This window comes from Moorena producens PAL-8-15-08-1 (assembly GCF_001767235.1).
Taxonomy (GTDB): domain Bacteria; phylum Cyanobacteriota; class Cyanobacteriia; order Cyanobacteriales; family Coleofasciculaceae; genus Moorena; species Moorena producens_A.
Map to the genome: position 1 here is coordinate 9,363,752 of NZ_CP017599.1, position 20,504 is coordinate 9,384,255.

At 41.7% G+C, this 20,504-nt stretch carries 23 protein-coding genes and 1 pseudogene; 11 read left to right on the forward strand and 13 right to left on the reverse strand.

Features of this window, described 5'->3' with window-relative positions; genetic code table 11:
- Positions 1 to 4: 4 nt before the first annotated feature.
- From BJP34_RS49830 to BJP34_RS34370, 3 genes are all read right to left on the reverse strand, one after another.
- Positions 5 to 136, reverse strand: coding sequence for a hypothetical protein (locus BJP34_RS49830; protein ID WP_267876442.1), 132 nt, complete (start codon positions 134 to 136; stop codon positions 5 to 7).
- Positions 137 to 275: 139 nt separating this feature from the next.
- Positions 276 to 1,406 (reverse strand): hypothetical protein, encoded by a 1,131-nt coding sequence (locus BJP34_RS34365; protein ID WP_070396210.1) that lies wholly within the window; start codon positions 1,404 to 1,406, stop codon positions 276 to 278.
- 326 nt (positions 1,407 to 1,732) lie between these two features.
- Positions 1,733 to 2,026, reverse strand: a complete 294-nt coding sequence (locus tag BJP34_RS34370) for a bacteriocin class II family protein (protein ID WP_070396211.1) — start codon at positions 2,024 to 2,026, stop codon at positions 1,733 to 1,735.
- Between the two features lie 532 nt (positions 2,027 to 2,558).
- Between BJP34_RS34370 and BJP34_RS45225 the strand changes: the two genes are divergently transcribed.
- Positions 2,559 to 2,855, forward strand: coding sequence for a hypothetical protein (locus BJP34_RS45225; RefSeq protein WP_158517641.1), 297 nt, complete (start codon positions 2,559 to 2,561; stop codon positions 2,853 to 2,855).
- A gap of 49 nt (positions 2,856 to 2,904) precedes the next feature.
- Here the strand turns inward: BJP34_RS45225 and BJP34_RS45230 are convergent, their stop codons facing one another.
- The 6 genes from BJP34_RS45230 to BJP34_RS34395 form a co-directional block, all read right to left on the reverse strand.
- The gene (locus tag BJP34_RS45230) at positions 2,905 to 3,048 is read right to left on the reverse strand and encodes a hypothetical protein (RefSeq protein ID WP_158517642.1); all 144 of its coding nucleotides are present in this window, start codon (positions 3,046 to 3,048) and stop codon (positions 2,905 to 2,907) included.
- Positions 3,049 to 3,236: 188 nt separating this feature from the next.
- A complete protein-coding gene (locus BJP34_RS34375) occupies positions 3,237 to 5,057 on the reverse strand; it encodes an ABC transporter ATP-binding protein (protein ID WP_070396212.1) in 1,821 nt (606 codons plus the stop codon).
- A gap of 351 nt (positions 5,058 to 5,408) precedes the next feature.
- Positions 5,409 to 5,699 (reverse strand): hypothetical protein, encoded by a 291-nt coding sequence (locus BJP34_RS34380; RefSeq protein ID WP_070396213.1) that lies wholly within the window; start codon positions 5,697 to 5,699, stop codon positions 5,409 to 5,411.
- 561 nt (positions 5,700 to 6,260) lie between these two features.
- Positions 6,261 to 6,512, reverse strand: a complete 252-nt coding sequence (locus BJP34_RS34385) for a hypothetical protein (RefSeq protein ID WP_070396214.1) — start codon at positions 6,510 to 6,512, stop codon at positions 6,261 to 6,263.
- 394 nt (positions 6,513 to 6,906) lie between these two features.
- Positions 6,907 to 7,248: a hypothetical protein gene (locus tag BJP34_RS34390; protein ID WP_070396215.1), complete on the reverse strand. Its 342-nt coding sequence runs from the start codon at positions 7,246 to 7,248 to the stop codon at positions 6,907 to 6,909.
- 597 nt (positions 7,249 to 7,845) lie between these two features.
- Complete coding sequence (locus BJP34_RS34395) at positions 7,846 to 8,121, reverse strand: hypothetical protein (RefSeq protein WP_070396216.1); 276 nt, start codon at positions 8,119 to 8,121, stop codon at positions 7,846 to 7,848.
- Positions 8,122 to 8,485: 364 nt separating this feature from the next.
- Between BJP34_RS34395 and BJP34_RS45235 the strand changes: the two genes are divergently transcribed.
- A complete protein-coding gene (locus BJP34_RS45235; RefSeq protein WP_158517643.1) occupies positions 8,486 to 8,647 on the forward strand; it encodes a hypothetical protein in 162 nt (53 codons plus the stop codon).
- 803 nt (positions 8,648 to 9,450) lie between these two features.
- On the opposite strand, the gene BJP34_RS34400 is transcribed toward BJP34_RS45235, so the two are convergent.
- Positions 9,451 to 10,530 carry a threonine aldolase family protein gene (locus BJP34_RS34400; protein WP_070396217.1) on the reverse strand — a complete coding sequence of 360 codons (1,080 nt, stop codon included), beginning with the start codon at positions 10,528 to 10,530 and terminating at the stop codon, positions 9,451 to 9,453.
- Between the two features lie 571 nt (positions 10,531 to 11,101).
- On the opposite strand from BJP34_RS34400, the gene BJP34_RS34405 reads away from it, so the two are divergent.
- The 5 genes and pseudogenes from BJP34_RS34405 to BJP34_RS34425 all read left to right on the forward strand — a co-directional run bounded on the left by BJP34_RS34405 (position 11,102) and on the right by BJP34_RS34425 (position 14,240).
- On the forward strand, positions 11,102 to 11,674 hold the full coding sequence (locus BJP34_RS34405; RefSeq protein WP_070396218.1) for a hypothetical protein: 573 nt from the start codon (positions 11,102 to 11,104) through the stop codon (positions 11,672 to 11,674).
- 286 nt (positions 11,675 to 11,960) lie between these two features.
- A pseudogene (locus tag BJP34_RS34410) lies at positions 11,961 to 12,347 on the forward strand (vitamin B12 dependent-methionine synthase activation domain-containing protein); the annotation flags it as partial.
- A 390-nt stretch (positions 12,348 to 12,737) separates the two neighbouring features.
- On the forward strand, positions 12,738 to 12,962 hold the full coding sequence (locus BJP34_RS48180) for a hypothetical protein (protein WP_229424167.1): 225 nt from the start codon (positions 12,738 to 12,740) through the stop codon (positions 12,960 to 12,962).
- An 866-nt stretch (positions 12,963 to 13,828) separates the two neighbouring features.
- The gene (locus BJP34_RS34420; RefSeq protein ID WP_070396220.1) at positions 13,829 to 14,026 is read left to right on the forward strand and encodes a hypothetical protein; all 198 of its coding nucleotides are present in this window, start codon (positions 13,829 to 13,831) and stop codon (positions 14,024 to 14,026) included.
- Positions 14,027 to 14,057: 31 nt separating this feature from the next.
- Positions 14,058 to 14,240, forward strand: a complete 183-nt coding sequence (locus BJP34_RS34425; RefSeq protein ID WP_070396221.1) for a hypothetical protein — start codon at positions 14,058 to 14,060, stop codon at positions 14,238 to 14,240.
- Between the two features lie 353 nt (positions 14,241 to 14,593).
- Here BJP34_RS34425 and BJP34_RS34430 read toward each other — a convergent pair whose 3' ends face one another.
- The gene (locus tag BJP34_RS34430) at positions 14,594 to 14,845 is read right to left on the reverse strand and encodes a hypothetical protein (protein WP_070396222.1); all 252 of its coding nucleotides are present in this window, start codon (positions 14,843 to 14,845) and stop codon (positions 14,594 to 14,596) included.
- Between the two features lie 91 nt (positions 14,846 to 14,936).
- Positions 14,937 to 15,470: a hypothetical protein gene (locus tag BJP34_RS50635; RefSeq protein ID WP_418904182.1), complete on the reverse strand. Its 534-nt coding sequence runs from the start codon at positions 15,468 to 15,470 to the stop codon at positions 14,937 to 14,939.
- A gap of 271 nt (positions 15,471 to 15,741) precedes the next feature.
- On the opposite strand from BJP34_RS50635, the gene BJP34_RS41785 reads away from it, so the two are divergent.
- Entirely contained in the window at positions 15,742 to 15,921 is a 180-nt protein-coding gene (locus tag BJP34_RS41785; RefSeq protein WP_143727925.1) for a hypothetical protein, read from the forward strand.
- 390 nt (positions 15,922 to 16,311) lie between these two features.
- On the forward strand, positions 16,312 to 17,304 hold the full coding sequence (locus tag BJP34_RS34440; protein WP_083305041.1) for an IS4 family transposase: 993 nt from the start codon (positions 16,312 to 16,314) through the stop codon (positions 17,302 to 17,304).
- A gap of 790 nt (positions 17,305 to 18,094) precedes the next feature.
- On the opposite strand, the gene BJP34_RS34445 is transcribed toward BJP34_RS34440, so the two are convergent.
- Positions 18,095 to 18,478 (reverse strand): endonuclease domain-containing protein, encoded by a 384-nt coding sequence (locus BJP34_RS34445; protein ID WP_070396223.1) that lies wholly within the window; start codon positions 18,476 to 18,478, stop codon positions 18,095 to 18,097.
- Positions 18,479 to 19,060: 582 nt separating this feature from the next.
- Here BJP34_RS34445 and BJP34_RS34450 point away from each other — a divergent pair.
- Both BJP34_RS34450 and BJP34_RS34455 read left to right on the forward strand, forming a co-directional pair.
- Positions 19,061 to 19,318 carry a hypothetical protein gene (locus BJP34_RS34450; protein ID WP_070396224.1) on the forward strand — a complete coding sequence of 86 codons (258 nt, stop codon included), beginning with the start codon at positions 19,061 to 19,063 and terminating at the stop codon, positions 19,316 to 19,318.
- A 765-nt stretch (positions 19,319 to 20,083) separates the two neighbouring features.
- Positions 20,084 to 20,503: a helix-turn-helix domain-containing protein gene (locus BJP34_RS34455; protein ID WP_070396225.1), complete on the forward strand. Its 420-nt coding sequence runs from the start codon at positions 20,084 to 20,086 to the stop codon at positions 20,501 to 20,503.
- Position 20,504 lies beyond the last annotated feature (1 nt).

Genomic DNA, 20,504 nt, shown 5'->3' on the forward strand with positions numbered 1-20,504 from the left:
TGTCCTAGGTTTTAAAGAGTAGGGAGTAGGGAGTAGGGAGTAGGGAGTAGGGAGTAGCGATGCAGCGAGGTCTTGGGGGAAACCCCCGCAGGTCGGTAATGGTGAGCTTTCCGCATCTAATTATTAAATTCGCCACGGGTCGCACCTCTGCATCGCTTTCTTATGCCCCACACCCCACACCCCACCCCCCACACCCCACACCTGAGGTCAAAGTAAAAAACCTACCCTTATGAGCTACTCCCTACTCCCTACTCCCTACTCCCTACTCCCTATTTCTACAGAGCCGAAACTCGTCGCAGCAAATCACTTGTGCATGAATAGTAGTTCCAAATCGCCCTGTAAAAATTGTTATACATTTCAATAAACAGGTAAATTTGATCCCCTAACCGTTGCCGAGTTTGTTGATCAACGTGGGCAATGTCTTGAAAGATGCGATGAATTAAGTTTTCTGATTCTCCGGTCAGATTTCTGTTGACCAATTCTCGAATTGGGTCGATAAACCCAGACTCAAGGTTAACCCGCTCACAGGCAGCAAGGTAGGATGCTAAATGATGGTATGCTTGACGTTTTAACACCCCTAAGGTACTCAATAAAACCAGTGGCTCGGAGTTTGCCCAATAGGCCAACGCATTCCCAATTGCCACAGTTTCCGGTAGTGCGATCGCATCCTTTAAATCCTGATCGCTAATACCAATCCCATTCAACGCCTTCAGCCAAAGCTGATCTTGCCCATATTCTTGACTATAGAGTTGATTAATTAATTGTTGAACCTTTCTATAATTTTGGCATCCCAGCACTGGGAAGTCCCAATTCCACCGATGGCAAGACAAATGGTAATGCTCTATCCCAAAGCCATACAAAACAGTGATCGGTAGCTCAGAGCCGTAGGGTGCGTTAGGGACGGGCTCGCCGTGATTTTCACAGTCGCCAGTGTTGGCACAGCCGCTCCCGTAACGCACCACCGGGTCAGAGGTTATTGGTTTCCAAAACAGGTTTCCTTCAACAGTATTTTCGAGTAAGTCATTGGTAAAATCCTCCAATTCCAGCAGAGTATCGATACCAGAATGAACTTTAAACGGAGTAGCATCATCCAGTAACGCCTGCTCTTCCAAGCCTTGCAAAATTGATTGAATCACCTCCGGGTTATCAGGAGCAAAAAGCTCTTGAAGCTCCTCAATACTCCTAGTACCATCCATCATTACAAACAGTGTTTGTAACGTTTCGGCTGACAAACCGCTAGTCTCGAAACCAAAATATTGACCATCCCGATAAAAAACAATCTGATCGGGATAGATATTAACATTACAGGCTAATTTAGGGTAATTTATTGTCAGACTTTGCTTAGATTTACCATCAATTAATGGCTGGGTTTGGTCTATAGTTGAATTTGAAGTTACGCTTTCCACAGTTTTTACTATCAGTAATTGTATTTAAGCTGATTTATTGGATTTATGAGGTACGCTTCTGAACCTCAAAATCACCCTTGATAAGTTTTTAATTGGATGAAAGACTTTCGTCCTGGGTTTATGAATCAATATTTGTATACACCCTTGGCTTTATACTAAGAGGCTTTTTTTTAACTATCCTTTAACAAGCGATGCAGCGCGGTCTTGGGGAGGCAGCGCGGTCTTGGGGGTCTCCCCCATGAGCGACTGCGGGGGTTCCCCCCATGAGCGACTGCATCAAGACACAGAAGCCAAGGTATCTCCTCAATCGAGATTAGAAGACTCCATTAGAGGGGTATCGCGCAAAAAGGAGGGTGTCCAGGGATACATTTGTATGGCAAGATAGGATAACACCCGTGGATCGGACGAGGTAGGGGAAAACGCTTGATAGGGTCGGGAATAGGCTCTGGCTCAGGCTTTTCCTCAGGCATGGATTGATAGCTAATCCTTATATCTTCGATTGCTGTGATTTCTACGGTGTTTTTGATTTCAATGGGATTTGCGAATATAGAACCCCCTTCGAGTGAGGACAACTCCTCAGTGTTTATTTCCTGGAAATTTTCCAGATTATCAATTTTCATTGATTTTGTATCCTTCTTGAGATAGTCTAAGAATAGATGATATTTCAAGATTTATCATCTTGGTATGCTATGCATAGTTTATGCGATTGGCTTAGATTGTTGTCGCCAAATTGGCTTTTTTTTATAAAAATAGTCGCTTTTTGCTAAGACCAATTAATTACAATACTTAACAATATAAGCTACTATATAGCGGTGATAATACTTATGAGGTACAGAGGATTTTTTCCCTCTTCTCCCTTCCCAGAACCGCTGTTCCCTGCCGCGCGGAAGGGGGGCGGGCAAAAGGGAGCATGTCACTTATGCAGAACATTTGTACGCTGATTTGGGTAATAGGTAATAGGTAATAGGTAATAGGTAATAGGTAATAGGTAATAGGTAATAAGTAATAGGTAATAGGTAATAGGTAATAGGTAATAGGTAATAGGTAATAGGTAATAGGGGGAGCATTTACTTATTTATATTTGTACATTATCTATAGCCCCCTCATGGGTAATTGCTTCCGCTAATGGGACATATAGCGTTTCTAGGACTCATGAGGTACACATTATTTTTTCCGACTTCCCACTTCCGACTTCCCACTTCCGACTTCCCTGCTCCCTCTTCCCTGCTCCGAAGTCCCTGCTCCCTGCTCCGAAGTCCCTGCTCCCTAAAAACCAGAAATTTGTACCTCACAAGTCGTAGAATTGCTATAGTACTAATGTTTCAGCAACCCAAGACCTGCTCCCTTTACATATCAAATACAAAGGGTGCATCTCATATTTGTAAAAAAGAAGGTAAGTGTGGTAAGTGTGGTAAGTTTATTAGAATTTTGCCTAATTTAATGCATTGAGATGCACCCTTGATGCACAGGAATACCAGGGGCCACATTTATAGGAAATCTAATCTTCGGTAATTACATTTGGCAAACTATAAATAGGAGCAGAGGATATATATTTATTTAGTTCTGCATCAGAAGGACAATGATATAGCGCTACGCCCAAGGGCAAGAGGCAAGAGGCAAGAGGCAAAAGTTTACTACACAAGGTTTTGCTGCTTGTATCAATGTCCTAACTTTAATGGGTAGTGCTATACAAAAATTAAGTTTTTTTTAAAAAGTTATCGGATGTTAACTAGGGAGTATTTACTAGTTAAAAAACCCTATACTTAGTATTTTTCATCAGCTCAAGATTGGACAATTTATGAATCTGTAGTATTTCGTATAATCAGCAAATCAGTTATAGGCGTTTTCGTAAAGTTCGCTGTCCCATTCTGTTGTTGGTTCTTGCATAAAACCATCGGACTGGAGTGAATAGAGGGCGTAGTAACGGCTGTCCAAATTAGCAAGTAAGGTTTCGTGGCTACCTTCCTCAACTATCTCCCCTTTTGAAAAAACCAGAATGCGGTCAACTGCTTTAATAGTTGACAGTCTGTGGGCAATTATAATTGTTGTCCGTCCGATCATTAGGTTATCCAATGCCTTTTGAATCAAAGCTTCTGAAACAGAATCTAGGCTGCTTGTTGCCTCATCTAGGACTAGAATTGGACAGTCGGCGAGAATGGCGCGAGCGATGGCTACCCGTTGGCGTTCACCACCCGAAAGCTTGACCCCACGCTCACCAACCTGTGTATCATAGCCATCAGGCAAGTTGATAATGAAGTCGTGAGCATAAGCTTTGTGGGCAGCTTGTTCAATTTCTGACCGTGTCGCATTAGGTTTAGCATAGCCGATATTTTCAGCGATAGAGCGATGGAAGAGGATAGGTTCCTGGGGAACTACTGCGATCGCACTGCGTAAACTTTGCTTGGTGATCTTGTAGATATTCTTACCGTCGATAGTGATCTTACCATCCTGCACATCATATAAGCGCTGGATAAGTTTAATGAAGGTACTTTTGCCACTACCTGAATGACCAACAAGAGCAACTTTCTCACCCCCAGCAATGGTTACCGAAAAGTTCTCATATGTTGTCTTTGTCTGATTTTTATAACCAAAAGTCACCTGATCAAAGGCAATTGAGCCTGACTTGACTTCTAGAGGTACTGCCTCTGGGCTTTCTAGAATTTTTGCATCTATCTTGTCGAGTTTGACAATTTCTTCGAGATCGGTTACTGATTGTCGCAGATGATGGATGTCATTGCTAATTTCCCTCATCTTACCTTGTGCCATCTGAAAACTAGTAAGAATCGTAATTACATCACCAGCTGTGCGGATACCTTTAAACCATAACCAAATAGCAACGCTGACAATCACAGCTTCCATAATCACAAACAAACCAACTTGGGCAGAAAAAAATGTTTCGATTCGCCACCAGAGACGTTGATTTTTAATGCGCCAGTCCTCTGCTATTTTCCGGAATTTTAGGCTTTCATCTTCTTCGGCAGCAAAGGCTTTAACCAGGCTGTTACATGTAATGGCATCAGATAGAATACCATTCATACTGCTGTCTACTTGATTGACTTCTTCAAAGGCAGGCGATAAATAGTTATTTGATAAATTATTAATTGCATAAAAGAAAATTATGAAACCCAAAACGCCAACAATACCAATCCAAAATCCGTTCCAAAAAAGAACAACTATTAAAGCAATGCTGGTCAATACACTCGGGTAAATTGACATACACACTGTATTGCTAAACTGCTCAAAACCCAAGGTACCACGGATAATGTTTCTGACTAGGCTGCCAGCAAAATGGTTAATGTGCCATTCTGTACTAAAATGCTGTACTTTATCGAAAGCTTCAGTGAAAATTTTAGTTATCACTTGTGTAGCTGTTTTACTCCATAGGTAAAAAGCACATAGTCGGCAAATGTACGATATTACTTTGACTCCAGCAAGATAGGCACATATCCATGCCGGAATTGTCCACGTTCCTGTAGGATTGCTAAAACCATTTACCAACTTTCCAGTCAAAATTGGTACTAAAACCTCCAAAAGAGTATGAAACGACATGAAGACCAGCACAAACAAAATTGTGTAGCGGTACTCAGACCAGTAATGCCAAGCAAACTTAAAGGTAGAGACCAAACTATTTCTTAAAGGTTGATTGTCCATTTTTTTATAGATTTTTTTGGTCGTAACTACTTGATTAATGCTTGCTGCTGTCGATTACGCTACTACGCTGATTGTATTCTTTATAACCGACTCAATCCTGAAGTTTTGAGGACAGGTATGCTGATGAAGCTATAAAGTTTAAAACAATACACCTGGTAAATAACTATAGCGTTTATCATAGCTATGAGGTACATATTATTTTTTACCTCTTCCCTCTTCCCTTTTTCCTCTTAGCTGCTCCCTGCTCCCTGCTCCCGTCTTGATGCAGTCGCTCATGGGGGAAACCCCATGAGCGACTGCATCAAGACACAGAAGCTAAGGTATCTCCTCAATCTAGATTAGAAGACTAGATTAGAGGATTGCATAGCAATAGGGGCGTACAGGGCCACATATTGGGGGATGGGGATAACAGGGGTTGATGGGAGGACGAGGTAGGGGAAAAGGCTTGGCAATAATAGGAGGCTTGGGCTCAGGCTCGGGCTTAGGCATAGGCCGATGGATATCAATCTTTATATCTCCGATGTCTTTGATATCTATCATGTCCCTGATGTCCATGGGAGCTTGGATCATCCGACCCCCTTGGAGTGAGGAAAACTCCTCAGTGTTTATTTCCTGAAGATTTTCCAGGTTCTCAATTTTCATTGATTTTGTCTCCTTCTTGAAATAGTTGAAGAATAGATGAGATTTTAAGCTTTCTCATCTTGGTATGCTATCCATAGTTTATGCGATTGGTTTTGATTGTTGTCGCCAAGTTGGCTTTTTTATTAAAAAAAGAATACGCTTATTGCTAATATAAATTAATTACAAATCTTAATAATGTCAGCGAAGTAGTTACTCTATAAAATTACTGCAAGGGGCAACAAGCACCGAAAACTACTGACCAATATTTAGGGTTAAAGTCACTAGGCTCCAAAATTCTGGCGTTGCTGAATTAAGGAATGAATGCGCGATCATCTGGTTTTATTTAAGCCCCCGTGGGTCCCCCAAGTCTGGGGGACTTTGAGAGTTGTGTTCCCCCCAGAATTGGGGGGCTAGGGGGGCGTGCGCCATACCCAGAATCAGCAACGCCAAAATTCTAGCTAGACAGTCATGAGCCTAGTTTCAATTACTGACAATTCGATCCCTTATTATTCCGTTAACGTGAATTGGCTAAATCCAGACTAGATCAGGATTATAGCTGAATTGTTACCCCAAGAGTTAAAATTAAAGAATCACAGGACAGATCCTTAATGGAATTACCTTGTGCTCTTTATCAGGGAAAGGTACAGGTCGGGTATAACATGGTAGTGGACGTGGTGGTGGATAACAGGGATAAATGGGAATACGTTTGTAATCTGGATCAATACGAAGCTCTGCTTTATCTATTGGTTTTCTGATCGCTAACATGCCACCTTCAACAGACGATAATGTATCTATAGTTATCTCCTGGAGATTTTCTAGGTTCTCAATTTTCATTGATTTTGTATCCTTATTGAAAGGGTTTAACCATTGATGAGAGTTAAGGCTTTCCCATCTTGGTATGCCATGCTTATTTTAGTAAATTTGCTATCGTAGGTGTCCTATTTATCGCCAATTTGGCTTTTTTTTACAAAAAAAATGCGCTACCTGCTAAGGCCAAGTAAGCAAATTAGTTACTATCTGAAAATCCCTGTATTGGGCGAAAAACACCGAAAAATGATGATTACCAACTGTAAGGTTAAGGTCACTAGCCTCCAAAACTATACCTAGACAGTGATGAGCCTAGTTTCAATTACTGACAACTCAATCCCTAATTATTCCGTTCAAAGTGAATTGGCTGAATCCAGACTAGATCTCGATTATAGCTGACCTTTTACCCCAAGAGGTACAATTATAGAATCGAGACAACCGCAGGACAGCCGCGATACCTTTCACTTAACGGAATTACCTTTTCCCCTTGATTAGGTAAAGGTAAATTGGTATAACATTTTCGAGGTAGTGGAGTTACTCCCTTGGCAAGGGTAATACTGTCGTATAACAGATTAATATTATTAATCGATTTTGGAGAAATATCAAACACTAATTCATCAAAACGAGTAATATTATTAATCGATTTTGGAGGAATACGAGGCTCTACTTCATCTATTAGTGTAAACAGATAGCCGCCACCTTCAACAGAAGATAAGTTATCTATCGTTATCTCCTGGAGATTTTCCAGGTTCTCAATTTTCATGAATTTTGTCTCCTTCTTGAGATAGTCTAAGAATAGATGAGATTTCAAGCTTTATCATCTTGGTATCCCAGGCTTATTTTATTAAATTTGCTTTACTAATTGTCGCCATATTGGCTTTTAACCTACCACTTTTAACTAACAATTTTTACCTAAACTAGCAATTATCATACTTATCAGGTACACAGGATTTTTTACCACTCTTCCAACTCCCGACTCCTGGCTCCCGACTCCCGACTCCCGACTCCCGACTCCCGACTCCCTAAAACCCAGATGTTTTTCCTTCACTAAATTAAAAACTGTCATAAAAAAAATTCGCTCCCTGCTAAGGCCAATTAATTGAAATCCTTAGCAAGGTCAGCGAATTAGTTACTATCTGAAAATCCCTGTATTGGGCGAAAAGCACCGAAAACTAACTGATGATTACCAGCTTTAAGGTTAAGGTCACTATGCTCCAAAACTATACTTATAAAGTATACTTATATAGTCATGCTCATAGTGTAAGTATTCAGCTATCAGCCTATAAAATAAGCTGACTGCTGACTGCTGACTGCTGACTGCTGACTGCTTACAGCTGACCTTTTACCCCAAAATCTAAAATTAGAGAATAACAGGACAAATCTTTAACGCACTGATCGAAATTGCCTTGGTATCTTTCTCAGGTAAAGGTCTGGGATAACCGGGATAACATGGTGGAGGTGGTGGTGGTGGACAATAGGGATAAATCGGACGTTTGTAATCTGGATTAATCCGAATATCGCCTATATGTATTTGATCTGCGATCGGTTTATCTGCGATCGCTATCATGCCACCTTCTACAGAAGATAATTTATTTATATTTATCTCCTGTAGATTTTCTAAGTCTCCAATTTTCATGGAAAATTCTCCTTCTTCAGCTCAACAGTTGTTGATGTTGATGTTGATGTTGATGTCGATGTCTGGGTGAAACATGTAATTGCTTCATTTGATTATTATTGTCCGATGTTAGCTTCTCTATGTCTTGCCAATTTGGCTGGAATAGGTTAATCATTTTGGGGAAGAGGGAGTAGGGAGTAGGGAGTAGGGAATCGGGAGTCGGGAATCGGGAATCGGGAGTCGGGAGTTGCTATACTGTGTTGACTCTAGCTGATGCGATCGCATACACCCACATCACACCCCTTTGAGACGATCCGACTGGTGACTGCTGCTGGCGAAAGCACCATCACATAAGGGTTTCAGCTCTACAACAAAAACTATCCTCTTGATCCATTACACTCCCGATTCCCGATTCCCGATTCCCTGTTCCCAGATCCGCTGTTCCCTGTTCCCTACTCCCGTCCTACCACCAAATCCCACAAGGCATCAATACCACTGCCCACATACTCTGAATCCTGGTGTTGTTCAATCAATTCAATTACAGTAGGGAGAACATGATTAGATGTTTTGCCCAAATTGCCCAAGGCATTGGCTGCCCTGATACGCACAAAATAGTTATCATCCAAAAGCCGCTGCTAGTAGGGTGCTGACTACCGTTTCTGAGCGGAGGGCGACCCTGCGGTCCCGCGCACCTATGCAGGAAATAAAGGGACCCAACAGGGTATTCTCGGCTGCAAAGCTACTATTTTCAAGCCCTGTAGCCCCAAAACTGGCTCTCTCCGACTTATTCAGCAAGCCCTAAATATAACTTATTTTTGTGTTATATTAACCAATAGTCCCGGACAGTTTTTAGGGTAACGGCTGAAACCCGCATTCTCCCGTTGGCAATTGGGGTAATATTGGACCCCGAAACAGCGCGAAACACGCATTATACCGTTGCAATCCAAAAAATGTCCGAAGTATTGATTATTTTTGATAATAATTATTTTTATTAAAACTTATCTATCCTCCTTAGCCTTCCAAGTTGACTTGCTTTCAACCTCCCTACAAACGCAAATTTACAGAGTTTGCAGTTGGCTAATATCGGAGGGAACCGCCTAACAAGGGCTTGCACCTGACCTGCGGCAAGTGAAGCGGCCGTTAGGCTGAATGCTCAGCTCCACAAGAATTGCTCAGTGTCCAAAACCTTGGTTGGGTTTCTCGATCGTCGATTTAACCTGCAAAATTTCTTGCCCGATAAATTTCTTGCCCGATCAAGCTAAACTAAAAGATGCTCGATCGGTCATTTATCGGGATTTTTTTTAAGGCTTGAGTACGGGGCTTTGAGGTGCGGGATCGATCGTTTTTACTCTAAGCGTGTAATGATTCTATAAATATTTGTGCCAGTCTATCCGCAGAGATGCGATTCAAGGTTACATTGATTCTAAGCAAGAAAGTATTGCTATCAGCTTCTGGCTCTGGAAGATAAACATTTTTCTTTTCCAACGTATCCCTAAACGTATCCAAATCAACATCAGATACATGCAATTTAAAGACATTACTACCATTGGGAATTTTCTCAACCTTGAAAGATGGATTTTTATGGATTAAATCAAAAAAATCATCTGCTAGCTTGATAGCCATTCTCAGTTCATCCATAAATGTATCAAGAAAGTTGAGGGCTATGACCGCAGATGGCCACATTTGAAATATATTACCCCCAAACATTCGCCGTACATGGTATAAATCTTTTGCGAACTCGTTAGAACAGGCTAATATTGCTCCAAAGCCAGCATTGAAATATTTAAACAGTGAAACATAAACTGTATCAAACAAAGAAGCGTACTCCTTTGGCGATATACCAGAAAAAGTGGATGCAATAAATAATCTTGCTCCATCTAAGTGGAGCCTAATACCTTGATCTTTGGCAAAAGTTGAAATTTTTTTCATTTCTTCAAAGTTAAAAATTTCATTGTACTTTCTTCGCACTGGACTTTCAATAGAAATGACACCCACTTCTGTTACAACTTTGCCTGTTTTCGCTTTGTCAATAACTTGCTTCACATCGTCCAAAGTAAATGTAGCTTGATCAGGAGCAAGTGGTATTAAGTTTAATCTGCTGAGCGTTTGTAAACAATCACCTGAATCATTGTAGATATGACTTTCTTTTTGGACAAGCACTCTTCCTTTATGATTAGCAAGTTCCCGAATTGCGATTTGATTGGATAGCGTTCCTGATGGCATCATAACGGCAGTCTCTTTGCCAAGTAAATCAGCAAATTTGGCTTCAAACTCACTAATAATACCGCCAAGTGAATATACATCACGTTCAATATTTCTGCTTTTTGTAAGCTTATACAGAAGCTGCGAGTATGCAAGTGGAGACATTTCAATTCCATCTGCTGTAAATCGAATTGACTTATCTGAATTAACCAGATCAATATTATCCATTATCTAAATTTACCTCATGTATATAAAAACATGTAAATTTACTTACTAAAAGTATTCTATTAATACTTTTGTATATGTGTTAATACTAGTATATGGTCTTGCTTGTATTTATACAAAATTATACTGTTTTAATTCATTTTTGGCCAAAATTTTCAGCCATGAGTGAGCTAATTTAGTAACAATTGATACTCTCCTACCCTTATAGGTTCTATACTTTGGGATAGACCACATGTAAGCATTCAGCTATCAGCTGTCAGTGATCAGCCATCAGTGATCAGCCATCAGTGATCAGCCATCAGTGATCAGTGATCAGCCATCAGCTTATGCCTTACATCACAGGCTTCCAGCCTGTCCCACTTTGAGGTGCTTTTGAATAAAATAAGCTGACCACTGACCACTGACCACTGACCGCTTACTGGTCTTGAAAATTTCCTGCATAATTCTTGGTTATGACCGCGATAAGTCTATAGATACTTAGAAATCAGCTATTAGCACTCAGCATTCAGCAGGTAGTGCCTTAGCTGAATGCTTACGACCACATCAACCCGATCCCGTGGGGAATTGATTTAAAATGAGTAGTCTTGCAGTTGCAACTGTTATATCGAACAGCGAAGCGCTTGTTGAACAGCAAATTTTAAGCTTTGAAACGTTCCTTAAGCTTCGAGACCAAGAAGGTAAAGTCTTTGAGGCTGCTTCTGAAATTTACACGAGGCTCAGTAATTATTCTGTGCTCGATCAAGCGGCTTCGGAGAAGAGCCACGTTCCGACTGGAAGTTCTTGGATTTTGGAATGCCTACCTGATCAGCAATATCACTGGCATTCGTTTTCAACAGAGGATCGGATGTTATCTGCGCGTCGGGTGTTCTTTATTGCCGATAGAGGCCTGAGAATTTCGGTTTTTGAGAACCCTGCGTCTTTTCTACAGCCAAGGCATGAGATCTTTGAGTGTGAGGGGCCAGTGTTTCTTGAGTTTGAATTCTGTGGTAGTCATGTGCACCGGTTTCGGCCACTGAGTGGCAGACTGTTTGCGCTCTCCATACATCATAAAGATGAATCTGTTTCGAACACGACATTGGGTCAGCAAACCCACATCTTTTCAGGGGAGTCACCTCAAATCACGCAGCGCTTTCATCTAACATTGTGACTTTAACTTTGGCTATTCTGGATCTAGGGTGGAGCGAACCGGGGTGGCGATTGACAACATCGGTGTTGGTGTCGCCATTGGAATTGCGATTGGTGCTGCGTAGGGAGCGTTTCAACAGAATAGGACATCAAATTGAGGTGGAGCACTTTCATTTCTACAAGAATTGCTGAGTGTGCAAAACCTGGGTTGAGCTTCTCGATCGTCAACCCGACTGTTGAGATAATCTACTGGGCTATATTTATGTTATCGATACAAATAGTTGTCGTATAAATTTCTGTAGTATTTCAGGGCAGTCACTATGGGAGAAATTGCCACCCAGAAAGCACAGGAACTCTATCAAGACAACAAGTACACGGATTATCTCTATTTCCACGGGATGGCGGTGCAGTTGGCGGAAGCCTTGGCAGAATGGAGTCATGCCAGGATTCGGCGGGAATTAGGCTATGGAGATAATGAGCCAGATAACATTGGCGATGTATTAGCCCAGAAGTATCAGGGTTCCCGGTATAGTTTTGGCTATCCAGCTTGTCCTGTGGTCATGGATCAAGTGCCACAGTTGCAATTATTGGGATGCGATCGCATTGGGATATCGATCACGGAGAGCGAACAGCTTTATCCAGAGCAATCGACCACTGCTTTTGTCACCTATCATCCTGTCGCGCTTATATTTTAGTGCTTAGATCGAGAGGCTTTGGGGTCGCGCTGAAATCCAGGCGACCTCTAATTTTTACTGTTGTAATTGCTAGGCATCGGCATAGCTCCAAATGCCTAAATTTCAACTGGATTGGCTTTCAGGCATAGAGGTCTCTAATGAGTGAAACAAACGATGGATCGAATTGGCATCAAGATTTTATTGCCAGTAATTTGTTGGTCATTGGCTATAATGCTTGGGCTGGTCATCTCACTCAGTTGCGCGGCGCGATTGTTTGTAGCACAAATTCTCCAACATTGGGGGTTGGCGGAGAGTCATTCCAAACCCATTTTGTCGGACGTTCTCGCCTTGCGCCGTTCCTGAATGCCTGGTTAGCGGCTCCTGAGACTGCAATGCGGGCCCCATCACTTTATGATTGGTCATATCTTGGAAGTTGTCGATAATTATTCTCCAACCACAGAGGTTGTGTTGTTGCTGGAGTCTTTCGATCAAGTGACGTTCTTTTACTTTAAAAACCTACCCATCACACCACCTCAATGCTACGAGCAAGTCCGTAAGACTTGGGATGAATTCCAGCCAGGCGTTAGTGCTGGGCAAGATGAACAACTTCCAAGGGTAATTAACAGCTTGAGATAATCATAGATTATCTATTTTATATCAGGACTTACGCAAAGGTAATATCTGTAGAGTGAAAAACTATAACGCTAGAGTTTTTCACTCTATATATATAGAGATACTATTTCAGATTATTTTAACATTTAATATCAATTGTAAATTTTTTATAGAACCCAAATGGGTTCTATAAAATTACCTGGAGACATAGGGAGATGGGGAGATGGGGAGATGGGGCTATTTTTAGACTTTTTTCCCTATTCTATTTCTCTTTCCTCCTGACTTCTGACTCCTGACTTCTGACTCCTGCTTCCTAAAGGTCAGATATATAAATCCGTGAAGGAATTGTCAAAAACTTCCTCTAAAGAAGTGTCTCCCTCAGTTGAAGGAGATGAAGGAGACAAACCTAAGGCACCTACAAATAAACCAATAGGCTGCATCTGGAGTTGAAGTAAGCAATAAATTAAATTACAGCAGTTTCGGAGTTGATGAGGTACAAAGTTTTTGGGTTTAGGAAATAGGTAACTGGGAACTGGGAACAAAGATTAGCACGATTGTACCTCACTATCATCAAAAATGCTGTAAGACGTTGCTTACTTTAACAGGAATTACGCATTGACTCTATATGTAGAGTATAAATTGTCATCATTCAAGATATAGCCACTATAATTAGTGCCCTTGCGCAAGTCCTTTAATATCAACTAATCCTGATTGAGTTTAGTACATAAACACCAGGAATAAATTAGCTCAACGAGCAAAAAAACACTGTAACAAAGGAGAAACAAACATGAAAGTTCCTATCCAGGCTGGACACGTGCCACGAAATCAGTCGTAACTATTCAGCGAAAACACAAAAAACAACGAAATTGCCAAATTCAGGAGACAAAATAATGCAATCAGAGCAAAAAATGATAAAATCATCTAAACTCCCTATCCAAGCTGCACCTATTGAGCGTACTGTGACTGGAGCATCCATGTCTAGTGACAACGGTGTTGACCCTTCTAAGAGAAAGGTAGGTCTCGGCAATATTGCTGACGCTGTTGGCATTGCCACTGATCTGCTTGGTATCGGTAGCCTTTTTATGTAGTGCAATATCGCCAAATTCAGGAGAAAAAATAATGCAGTCAGAACAAAAAATGATGAAATCGTCTAAACTCCCTATCCAAGCTGCACCTGTTGAGCGTACTGTGATTGGAGCATCCATGTCTAGTGACAATGGTGTTGACCCTTCTCTTTGGGGGGCGTTGGCCTCTACGCTTATTCCAGTAGCTGCTGAAGCTCTCAGTAGTCTGATTGGCTAACATAGTTATTCTATTTGATCGGGGGTGGCTTAGAGTTAATCCCCGATCTAGACTGCATCAAAAATCACGCTATATGTAGTGCGAGCATCGATATCGTAGGTTGGGTTGAGGAAACGAAACTCAACCTGCATTGTATTATTGGAACAGTATTATTGTAAGGTGCTTTGGATGGCTGCAATTAGTCTGTCTCACTTATTGATTTAAAATCCGTCCTAACGCACCATTTTAGCCTCAACATGATATAATATGGTGTCCGGATAATCAGTGATAAATTGGTATCACATCACAATCGAAACCTTGTAGGGAGGTTAGATGGAACCTCCCTAATGTAGTCTACCCATCAAAAAACTCTATCAAACTATACCCCTCGCCCACTCAATAAATAACTTCGCCTGTTGCGCCCAAAAATCAGAACCCCAATAAACAAAACAACTGGTTTCACACAACAACAACGCTCTACTTTTTTCATTGGAACCCTCCCCAGACTCTACAACCTTGGCATAATCTTGACTCAACTGTTCAACTGCTGCCAATACCTGTTGTCGTAAATCTCCCTCTTGCCAATGCTGGTGACTTCCTATCCACGAACCTCCCGTTGACTTCAACCTTACCTCTGTTGTTGCTCCTGCTGATAAATAAGTGCGATCGCGCGATCTTGTAGGTTGGGTGAAGTGGCGCAAGTTTTTGGTCTAAAACTCATAATCTATGCTCCACGGAACCCAACAAATCACAATCCTTTTTCTCTACCTTTTGCCCAGGCACAGCAATGCCAGCAAATTTAACATCATCAAACCAGTTAGCTAACTGGTCACAATAATCCTGTTTAGCTACCTGAAATTTGAGATAAGTAACAGTATGCTTAAAATAAGCATTAATAAATGTCTCTATCCAAGGCGTGAGGCTATCTTGATTTAGTTTAATGTTATTCGTTTCTGCTTCTTGTAGAAATACCCTGATTAAAATATCCCGGTCTGGCTTACCTTGATTAATTAAGCGATGCAGCGCGGTCTTGGGGGTTTCCCCCATGAGCGACTGCATCAAGAACGGTTTCTGTAATTGTTCCACAACCGCCGAGTTAGTAAAATAGCCCCCCAAAAAATTTTTAACTCCATTCAATCCATCCGGCGGAGCATGAAAAAATAACAGTTGGCTCGGTTCCAGTTGTTTTTCCCATTCCTTAACTGCCTCTTCACCCGCTTTGATTGCCTTCTCTACATCGCTTTTTTTCAGAGATTAAATGATACGCTTACCTGCTTCTCCCGCAACAGTACCTAACAAAGGTGACGCTATTTTCGATAGTTCCAAACCAGCCAAGAAGGAGAATGGTTCCATAATTTATAGGTAATTATGTTCGATGCTATTAATTATAGCAATTTAGGGAGTAGGGTTTTTTGCGTGGGTTTGGATCCCCCTAAATCCCCCTTAATAAGCTATCCATTAGGCAAAAGTAGTCGAAACAGTGATAGAGACTAGGATTTAGGCAAGGATTGGGAGAGGAGTGGTGAGAGCCATTATTAAACTAACAGGGATTTCCCAAGACTGCGGTCGCAAAATCACAAACGCGATCGCAAAATCACAAACGCGATCGCAAAATCACAAACGCGATCGCAAAATCACAAACGCGATCGCAAAATCACAAACGCGATCGCCTACGGCAGCAGCTTGCGCTGATCGCACTTAAGTAGGGCTTGCTGCACAAGTATGGAAACTATACCAGACAGGGCTTTCAATCATTTTTACCCTGAAAAAGTGCCAGGATTTTGAGCCCATCGATACAAAAACCTGGCACCATCGTAGGGGAACACTTGGTTATATTCGGAATGTGAGGGAAAAATAAGCATATTTTTCAAGAGCTAGTTTCAGATCCGCAAATTTCCCCAAAGACTTGTGCAGCAAGCGATAGTGAACTCTTAACTTATTACTTATTACTTATTACTTATTACCCGAATCAATAGACTTATTCAGCAAGCCCTAAGTAGGAGCACCCTCACGGGAGTGGACAGGGAGGCATTGGTTATGAGAGTATCAGAGGAAAAAGTCAATCAGGAGATGAAGAAGAACAAATGAAGGATTGGATCAGCCAGGAAATAAATCCGAAATTTTTCAGGACATACGTCATGCCAAAAGATTGAGAAAGACACTTGTGGTCTTAAGCGAGCATCCAGGAGAAACAGTACCAAAAGCGAGTGGTAATGCCAGCAACAGCCAAAGTATTTACAGATTTTGGTCAAATGAGAAAGTGACAAGAACACAAATATTGGCTTCACACAAGGAAGGCGTAGTGAGGAGATGTGTGGAAGCAGGAGTAGTGCTGGCAATACAGGACACGACCGACTTGGAGTATACGACACATGAAGCCACAAAAGGTTTGGGATATATAAATCAGACCCTTCAACAAGGAATTAAAGTTCATAGCTGTATAGCGGTCAGTGCCAAAGGAAAACCATTAGGACTGCTACATCAACAGAGTTGGACCAGAAAGCACAGGAGTGGTTTGAAAAAAGAACGCAAGAAAAAAGCGATTCAAGAAAAAGAAAGTTATCGATGGTTAGAGACAGTTAAGGGAGCTGAAGAAGGACTAGCGGAAAAAGCCAAGCTCATACATGTTGCAGATCGTGAGGCTGATATCTTCGAGTTATTCGCCCAAAAGCGTTCTGCTAATAGCGAATTACTGATTCTTCGAGAGTATAATCGCAGGGTGAAAGAGGAGATGGGATATCTGTTACCGATGATTGAACAAAGACCAATTTTAGGTACAATGACCATCAACTTAGAGCGTAATCCCAAACGTCCAGCTCGTCAGGCATCATTACAAATCCGAGGGATAAGAGTCACTTTGGAAGTGCCTCAACATCATCCCAAACCCCACAATCTCCATCCAGTGGAAATCAACGTACTACTGGTAGAAGAAACTGAGAAACCGGCTGATGGTAGTCAACCCATTCGTTGGTTGTTGCTCACAACTCTACCAATTGACGACTTCCAAAAAGCTTGGCAATGCGTGCAGTGGTATAGTTATCGATGGCTCATCGAACGCTTTCACTTTACCCTTAAAAGTGGCTGACGCACGCGAAAAACTTCAACTTCAAACTAGAGAGCGTTTACTCAAAGCACTGGCTACTTATAACATTGTTGCTTGGCGATTAATGTGGTTAACGTAATCTCGCTCGACTTAATCCCGATGCTTCTTGCCAAGTAGTTTTATCTCCACAGGAATGGAAGCTCAAGCGACTTCAATTTCAACCCAAAAACCGCTCGAAAAAACCTCCTACTCTTCGCCAAGCTCTGATGAGCGATTGCACGTTTGGGTGGATTTTTGGCCCGTACCGGAGATGGCGAACCTGGCTTGAAAACTCTAGCCGCGAGGGCTTTCTACCTTTTACCATTTGTTTGAAGGTTCACAACTTGCTTCTACGTCCTAGTCTCTATCACTGTTTCGACTACTTTTGCCTAATGGATAGCTTAATAAGGGGGACTTTCCAGATACATTTCCGGACTCCCCCCTTTGATAAGGTTTTTGAGATAGATTTCCCGACTTCTTACAATAATCAGGCTTTCGATATAGGTTTCCGACTCCCCCCAATGATCACGGGGGGCTGGGGGAGATCGAGCAAATAAATAGGATAGAAAGGGATGGTATCTAGGAGGCGCTACGCAAACCCACTCTCCCAAGCTAAGACCATTACCCTAATTCCTAATCCCTAAAAAAAATCTATATAGCATTTATAGGATTTACGAGGTAAGCTTTTAAACCTCAAAGTCCCCCTTATTAAGGGGGATTTAGGGGGATCTCTTTGTCACTCATGGTATAGAGAATTGCTAGAAAAGTTAACTTATTGAATTTTGAAAAATTTCTAAGTTGTGTTAGGGGGAAGCTCACTGCTGATCCGAACGCACACTGCTTCAAAATTGTGCAATACTTCATCATTGGTAAATCGAATTACTTTTAATCCATAACCTTCAAGAATGTGGCTTCTTTCTTTATCATAAGCAAGGCCAGCTTCTGTATAATGAGACTCTCCATCAACTTCAATCACTAATTTTAAAGCAGCGCAATAAAAGTCAACAATAAAATTCCCTATCGGTCTTTGTCGCAAGACTCTAAACTGAAAATTTTTTAAATAGTCACACCACAGCTTTTTTTCAGTTGGTGTCATAGTTTTCCTTAATTCTCTAGCTCTGCTTACTAAATTGGAGTTATAAGGCAGATGAAATTGTCTTTGTTGGCGATCGCACATTTTACCATAATTGATATTTTGGTTTTTTGCATGGGTTTTGATCCCCCTAAATCCCCCTTAATAAGGGGGACTTTCCAGATAAATTTCTGAGCTCCCCCCAATGATCAGTCTTTCGATATAGGTTTCCAGACTTCCCCTAATGATCAGACTTTTGAGATAGATTTCTGGGCTCCCCCCAATGATCACGGGGGGCTGGGGGGGATCGAGCAAATAAATGGCATAGAAAGGGATGGTATCTAGGAGCCGCTACGGTAAGCCATAAATATCCTATCAATTTAAATACTATCCCATCATAATCGCTTCAACTTAAATACTATCCCAAAATTAATCTTTAAAATTATTGCAATTATTGCATTTATCAGGTACAGCTATCAACCTCAAAGTCCCCCTTATTAAGGGGGATTTAGGGGGATCCATTTGTACATCATGGCATAGAAAGTTACTTTTTTAAAAACAACTAAAAAATACTAATCTATTTTTTAGAAAATACCCCCTACCGCAAAAAAAATCAAAAATCACTTGACAAAATAAATAATTATTTATTACCATAAAAATGTCGCCAATACAACAACAAAAAACATTATGGACATCGAAAACTTTCTCCCAAATTTTGAGTATAATCCCAACAATCCTAATCTCCCTGAATTATTTAGCCAAGGGCAGCCAGGACGGGAGCAAATCAAACATATATTGATCGGTTCTCCCAAAACCGTGCGGGTCACAATCTATAACCTTTATAGCCGTGGCTACGCCCAAGTTCATGAGTGGAGCACCCCTCAACCTACCGGAAATTCTGGTGAGGTGATCAGTATTTTGATTCGACATCTGTTGCTAGATTAAGATAGCAAATTGCCAGGGATGCCAATCCCTGTCTTGATGCAGTCGCTCATGGGGGAAACCCCCAAGACCGCGCTGCATCGCTGGCGACAGGTCAAAACTGAGGAGAAAGTACGAAGTCTGAAGTCTAAAATATAAGTTTGTATGTTGTTGATTGGGATAATTTCCTAATAAATTGGTGAACACATAGTCAAGAACCATAGGGCTCTTGACTATTACAAAAAATAATTCGGTCAAGCATTGGAATTAACCAGAACTTGACCGAATTATTTTATTTTGATCATTAATGAAACAGTGCGTAGGGTGTGTTAGGGGCGGGCTTGCTTTCATGTTCTCCTGTTCGCCCCTGAGACAACCCGCCCCGTAACGCACCATCCTAACGCCAGAAACAGTGCGTAGGGTGTGTTAGGGGCGGGCTTGCTTTGATGTTCTCCTGTTCGCCCCTGAGACAACCCGCCCCGTAACGCACCATCCTAACGCCAGAAACAGTGCGTAGGGTGTGTTAGGGGCGGGCTTGCTTTGATGTTCTCCTGTTCGCCCCTGAGACAACCCGCCCCGTAACGCACCATCCAAGAGCTGATATTGCAACAATGCAATAGTTTTTTTAAAGCACCTACACCACCCACATCACCCCTATTGCGAATGCAATAGTTTTTTTAACCCCACTCCCCACACTTCCCACACTCCCCACCCATTCAACCCACTATTTGCATCTTATCTAAAATCGTGTTAATATAACAATATCGTTAAAGCAATGGTTTTACCGCCATGATGATTTCTACCGCACAAGCCGCTGAATTACTTGGTATCTCTGCCACTCGCGTCCGTTTCCTGTTGAGCAAGGGCAGAGTCAAAGGTGCTTATAAGGTCGGTAGAACTTGGGTAATTCCCTTATTTGATGGCATGCCAGTGGTCACCCCTGGTACTCGTGGACCAAAGCGGAATTGGTCAAAGCGCACAAATTACACTAAAGCTGTCATCCACGTTAATCAAAAAGTGATTCGCCAAAATCACAACACTGGCGAACGCAATCCCGTGATTACCGTAAAACGAGGCTCTAAAAACACTTACGGTCATACTGTCGAAGTCAATGGCCCCTGTCGGGTCATGTATCGCCCAGATAATCCTCTAAACTGTGGAGCACGGGTATGGATTGAGACGATTTCTGACTTTAAAGTGATCGCCTAAG